The sequence below is a fragment of the Mycobacterium sp. 1165178.9 genome (assembly GCF_001673555.1).
Lineage (GTDB): Bacteria > Actinomycetota > Actinomycetes > Mycobacteriales > Mycobacteriaceae > Mycobacterium.
Window position 1 is genome coordinate 1 of record NZ_LZMB01000091.1, and the last position, 4,082, is coordinate 4,082.

Annotated in this window: 5 protein-coding genes; 3 read left to right on the forward strand and 2 right to left on the reverse strand. The window is 67.2% G+C overall.

Annotated features, from left to right (window positions below; translation table 11 throughout):
* A partial coding sequence (locus A5652_RS04620; RefSeq protein WP_197513753.1) for an acyl-CoA thioesterase II occupies positions 1-470 on the reverse strand: 470 nt, incomplete at its 3' end.
* Between the two features lie 277 nt (positions 471-747).
* Here A5652_RS04620 and A5652_RS04625 point away from each other — a divergent pair.
* Genes A5652_RS04625 through A5652_RS04635 form a run of 3 tightly spaced genes read left to right on the forward strand, consistent with a single transcriptional unit; the run spans position 748 to position 3,010 of the window.
* A complete protein-coding gene (locus tag A5652_RS04625; protein ID WP_067347108.1) occupies positions 748-1,566 on the forward strand; it encodes an SMP-30/gluconolactonase/LRE family protein in 819 nt (272 codons plus the stop codon).
* Positions 1,567-1,581: 15 nt separating this feature from the next.
* Complete coding sequence (locus A5652_RS04630) at positions 1,582-2,412, forward strand: thioesterase family protein (protein ID WP_067347109.1); 831 nt, start codon at positions 1,582-1,584, stop codon at positions 2,410-2,412.
* A gap of 52 nt (positions 2,413-2,464) precedes the next feature.
* Positions 2,465-3,010, forward strand: a complete 546-nt coding sequence (locus tag A5652_RS04635; RefSeq protein ID WP_007769268.1) for a TetR/AcrR family transcriptional regulator — start codon at positions 2,465-2,467, stop codon at positions 3,008-3,010.
* Positions 3,011-3,432: 422 nt separating this feature from the next.
* On the opposite strand, the gene A5652_RS04640 is transcribed toward A5652_RS04635, so the two are convergent.
* Positions 3,433-4,082 (reverse strand): FAD-linked oxidase C-terminal domain-containing protein (locus tag A5652_RS04640; protein WP_304441760.1); only part of this gene is annotated, 650 nt, incomplete at its 5' end.

Here is a 4,082-nt window from a genome sequence, read left to right on the forward strand (position 1 = left end):
AGGCGAAGCTCGCGACCCACCATCGGCATCGGTGAGGGATGCGCGTCGGCCGGGGCTGCGACGTCCGGCCGCGGCAGGTGATGGCGGATGACGTCGCCGGTCGGGACGTCGGCCAGCACCGTGATGCTCAGGCAGCGCCGGCCGTTCTGATGCACGGCGACGACCGCCGTGGCGGTGGAGCGGCCCTCAGCGACGACGTCGAGAACCAGCTCGATGGGCGGGCCGACGGTGATTGCCCGCGAGAAGACCGCGTGGGCCGAGCGCACCGACTTGTCCGGAAAGCGCTTCGCCACGGCCACAATCGCCTGCGCGAGCACCTGGGTGCCCTCGACCACCTGGCGTTCGTCGCCCACGGCGATGCCGGTCTCACCGGTGAATCGGTCTTGCCCGTCGGCCTGCACGTCGAACAGATCCAGCAGGCCCTGCACGGTCCATTCGGTCTGCTCGGATTCCTCAGACGCCTTCGTCAACCCACTCCACCTCTCGCGCTCGCGGCTCAGCGCTCAGCGTGACACTTTGAGTAGGATTTGTAAAGCTTGGCTAACAAGACGGCGGCTGAACCGATCGGCGAAATGGCCGAACACACAGGGCGGCAACGCGATCAAGGCTTCCGCCTAGGCCGATCCGGCGAACATCGGCGCCTGGCACCGGAGCTGGCCCGATCGGCAGATTGACACCGGTACCCGCGGTGCATGACACTTTTCCGGTGTTTTGTAAAGCGGACCGATTCGGCGAGGGCGGGGACGAATGATTCCCGAGCCGCTGGCCAACGGATTCTGCTTCGGGGAGGGCCCGCGCTGGTTCGAGGGCCTGCTGTGGTTCTCCGACATGCTGGGCGAGGCCGTCCACACCGCGACCATGGGTGGCTCGCTGACCACGCTGCCGCTCCCCGGTCATTCGCCCTCTGGTCTGGGCTTCCGCCCCGACGGGTCGCTGCTGATCGCCTCGACCGAGGACCGGCAAGTGCTGCGCTATGACGGCGAAACCGTGGTCACCATCGCCGATCTGGCCGACCTGGCGCCGGCTGCCCTCGGCGACATGGTCGTCGACGACGCGGGCCGCGCCTACATCGGCTGCCAGGCATCCAGCGGTGGCGTCATCATTCGGCTCGACGCGGACGACGGCGCCACCGTGGTGGCCGAAGACCTCGATTTCCCCAACGGCATGGCGATCACCCCGGATCGCGGGACGCTGATCGTCGCCGAATCGACGGGCCGGCAGCTGACCGCGTTTTCCATCGGCGACGACGGCGAACTGTCCGAGCGCCGGATTTTCGCCGGCGACCTGGACGGGCCCCCCGACGGCATCGCGCTGGACGCCGACGGCGGGGTGTGGGCGTCCATGACCCTGGCCCACCAGTTCGAGCGGATCGTGGCGGGCGGCACCGTCACCGACCGCATCGACATGGGCGACCGGGTCGCCATCGCCTGCGCGCTAGGCGGTCCGCAGCGCCGCACCCTGTTTCTGTTGTCGAGTACGGAGGCATATCCTCAGCGCCTGATCGGCACCCGGCTTTCCCGGCTGGATGCCGTCACGGTGACCACCCCCGGCGCCGGCCTGCCCTGACCCGAGAGGTTGACGATGACCGACGCCTACTACGAGCTGATCGACTCCGCCGGCGACGACGCCGCGCTGGGCGAGAAGTTCCGGGCGACCGATCTGGCGCGCGGCACCTGGTCGGCGGCCATCCAGCACGGCGGTCCGGTGTCGGCGCTGCTGGTCCGGGCGCTCGAGCGGTGCGAACAGCGCGAAGACACGCGCCTGTCCCGGGTCGTCATCGACCTACTGGGCGGGGTGCCGGCCGAGGGTGATCTGTCGGTGCGCGCGGAAGTGCAACGCCCCGGCAAGCAGATCGAACTTCTCAGCGCCGAGATGGCGGCTCCCGGGCCCGACGGCATACCGCGGCCGGTGGCGCGCGCCACCGGATGGCGGCTCCAGCACCAAGACACGCAGTCCCTGGCGCACGCGGGGGCGCCGCTGCCCCGGCCGCGGGCCGAGGCCTTCAACCGCAACCTCAAGGCGCGGGACTGGGACCGCAACTACGTGCACAGCTTGGAGTGGCTGTGGCTCACCGAGCCGCTCAGCGAGGGCCCCGGCGAATCCTGGATCAACCCGACCGTCGACCTGGTCAACGGCGAATCCATGACGCAGCTGGAACGGCTGTTCGCGGTGGCCGACTGCGCCAATGGCATCGGCAGCAAGTTGGACATCACCAAATGGACCTTCCTCAATACCGATCTGGCCGTGCACGTGTTTCGTGTACCGGACGGCGACTGGATCGGCATTCGGGCCGAGACCAGCTACGGGCCGGACGGCATCGGTACGACCATCGGCACGTTGTTCGACGAGCAGGGCGCGGTCGGCGCCATCCAGCAGTCGGTGCTGGTGCGCCGGCGCCCGCCTCGGGCCTAACGTGGGAGCGAATGACCATGACACCTCGGCGACACTTCGAAAAGTGTGACTCATGAGCCAGCCGGCCCGGGCGACCACGATCGCCGACACCGACACCTCGACGCGTCAGCGCATTCTGGCGGCCACCGCCGAGGTGCTCGGCCGCAACGGCAAGACCAAGCTCAGCCTGTCCGACGTCGCCACCCAGGCGGGCGTCTCCCGCCCTACGCTGTACCGCTGGTTCGCGTCCAAAGAGGAGTTGCTGTCGGCGTTTTCGAGCTACGAGCGCCAGATCTTCGAGAGCGGTCTGGTGAAGGCCACCGCGGGCCTGAAGGGCGTGGACAAGCTGGACGCCGTGCTGCGGTTCATCGTCGAATACCAGCATTCGTACTCCGGTGTGCGCATGGTCGACGTCGAGCCCGAACACACCATCGCCCAGTTCTCCTGGGTCATCCCGCAGATGCGCGAGGGTTTGCAGCGCCACCTGCCCGGGCCCAACGCGGCGGTCAAAGCGGCGACGGTCATCCGGATTGCGATATCGCACTACATCGTGCGAAGCGATGACGCCGACCAGTTTCTGGCGCAGCTGCGCCACGCGGTGGGAATCAAGGGCAGCTAGTCGCTGCAGGTTTCGCGTTCAACCAAACGTAGCGCCGCTATTCGCGTTGTCCGTCTCGATATTGATGATTGAATGCGCCTGCGCCCTCGGCTGAATCGATGGATAAGTTTGATTACGTCGCCCGGTACGGAATCTGTGGACAGCGGCCGCGACCGATGGATAACCCGATGGATAACCGGGGATGATCGACACTATCTGGGGGCACGGCCCGTCAACCTGGTAGCCGCCGACCTAGCCTTTCCCCACGAAAATATCCCTCTCGGCTGATCTTTGCTGTCTGACTAGCCACCGAAACATCGCTCCACTCGACGGCGGACGCATGCGGCAGAACTTCCCGGTATGAAGGTGTCGTTCCGTCAGACCAGCGGCCCGACAGCGTCGAGGATGGAAAAGCCTGTGCCACTTTGCTGGCTGATGCTGACCTAGTCGAACAACACCGCGGCATTGAGATAACCAGTCGGGTCCAGCGCCGCCTTGACCGTGCGCATCGCGGCGATATCCGCGGGCCCCCGCGACATGGCGAGGTAGGACCGTTTGCGGCTGCCGACTCCGTGTTCGGAGCTGACGTTGCCGCCCGATCTCGCGATGAGGTCCATCATCGGCTCGTACAGCGCCCGCTCCCGATCGGCGGGGCAGCGCAACACGTTCAGGTGCAGGTTGCCCTCGCCGATGTGACCGAATAGCACCGGGAACGCGTCGGGGGCATGCGTGTGGACCAAATCGACTGCGTGGCTTGCGAATTCGCTGACCTCAGACAGCGGCAGCGAGACATCGAACTTCAGCGGGGGCCCGTAGACGCCGAGCACGTCGGCCAAGGATTCACGAACCTGCCATAACCGTTGCTGCGCGGCAAGATCCACGCCGACCGCGGGATCGGCGCGCATCGGCACCGCGTCGAGCAGCTCGGCGAGCCGCTCGGTCTGGTCGTGATCGGCGGCCAGCTCCACCAGCAGCAGCCAGTCGCCGGGGACCGGGGACCCCACGCCGCGGTGCTCCTGGGTCAGCGCGGCGGCCCGCCCGTCGATCAATTCCAGGGCGGCAATTCCATCCACGTCGCGAAAGGTGCGCCCGG

Excerpts from the sequence above, each read along its gene's own strand:
- A5652_RS04630 (WP_067347109.1), top strand. The coding sequence starts at position 1,582 with ATGACCGACGCCTACTACGAGCTGATCGACTCCGCCGGCGACGACGCC.
- A5652_RS04625 (WP_067347108.1), top strand. The coding sequence starts at position 748 with ATGATTCCCGAGCCGCTGGCCAACGGATTCTGCTTCGGGGAGGGCCCG.
- A5652_RS04635 (WP_007769268.1), top strand. The coding sequence starts at position 2,465 with ATGAGCCAGCCGGCCCGGGCGACCACGATCGCCGACACCGACACCTCG.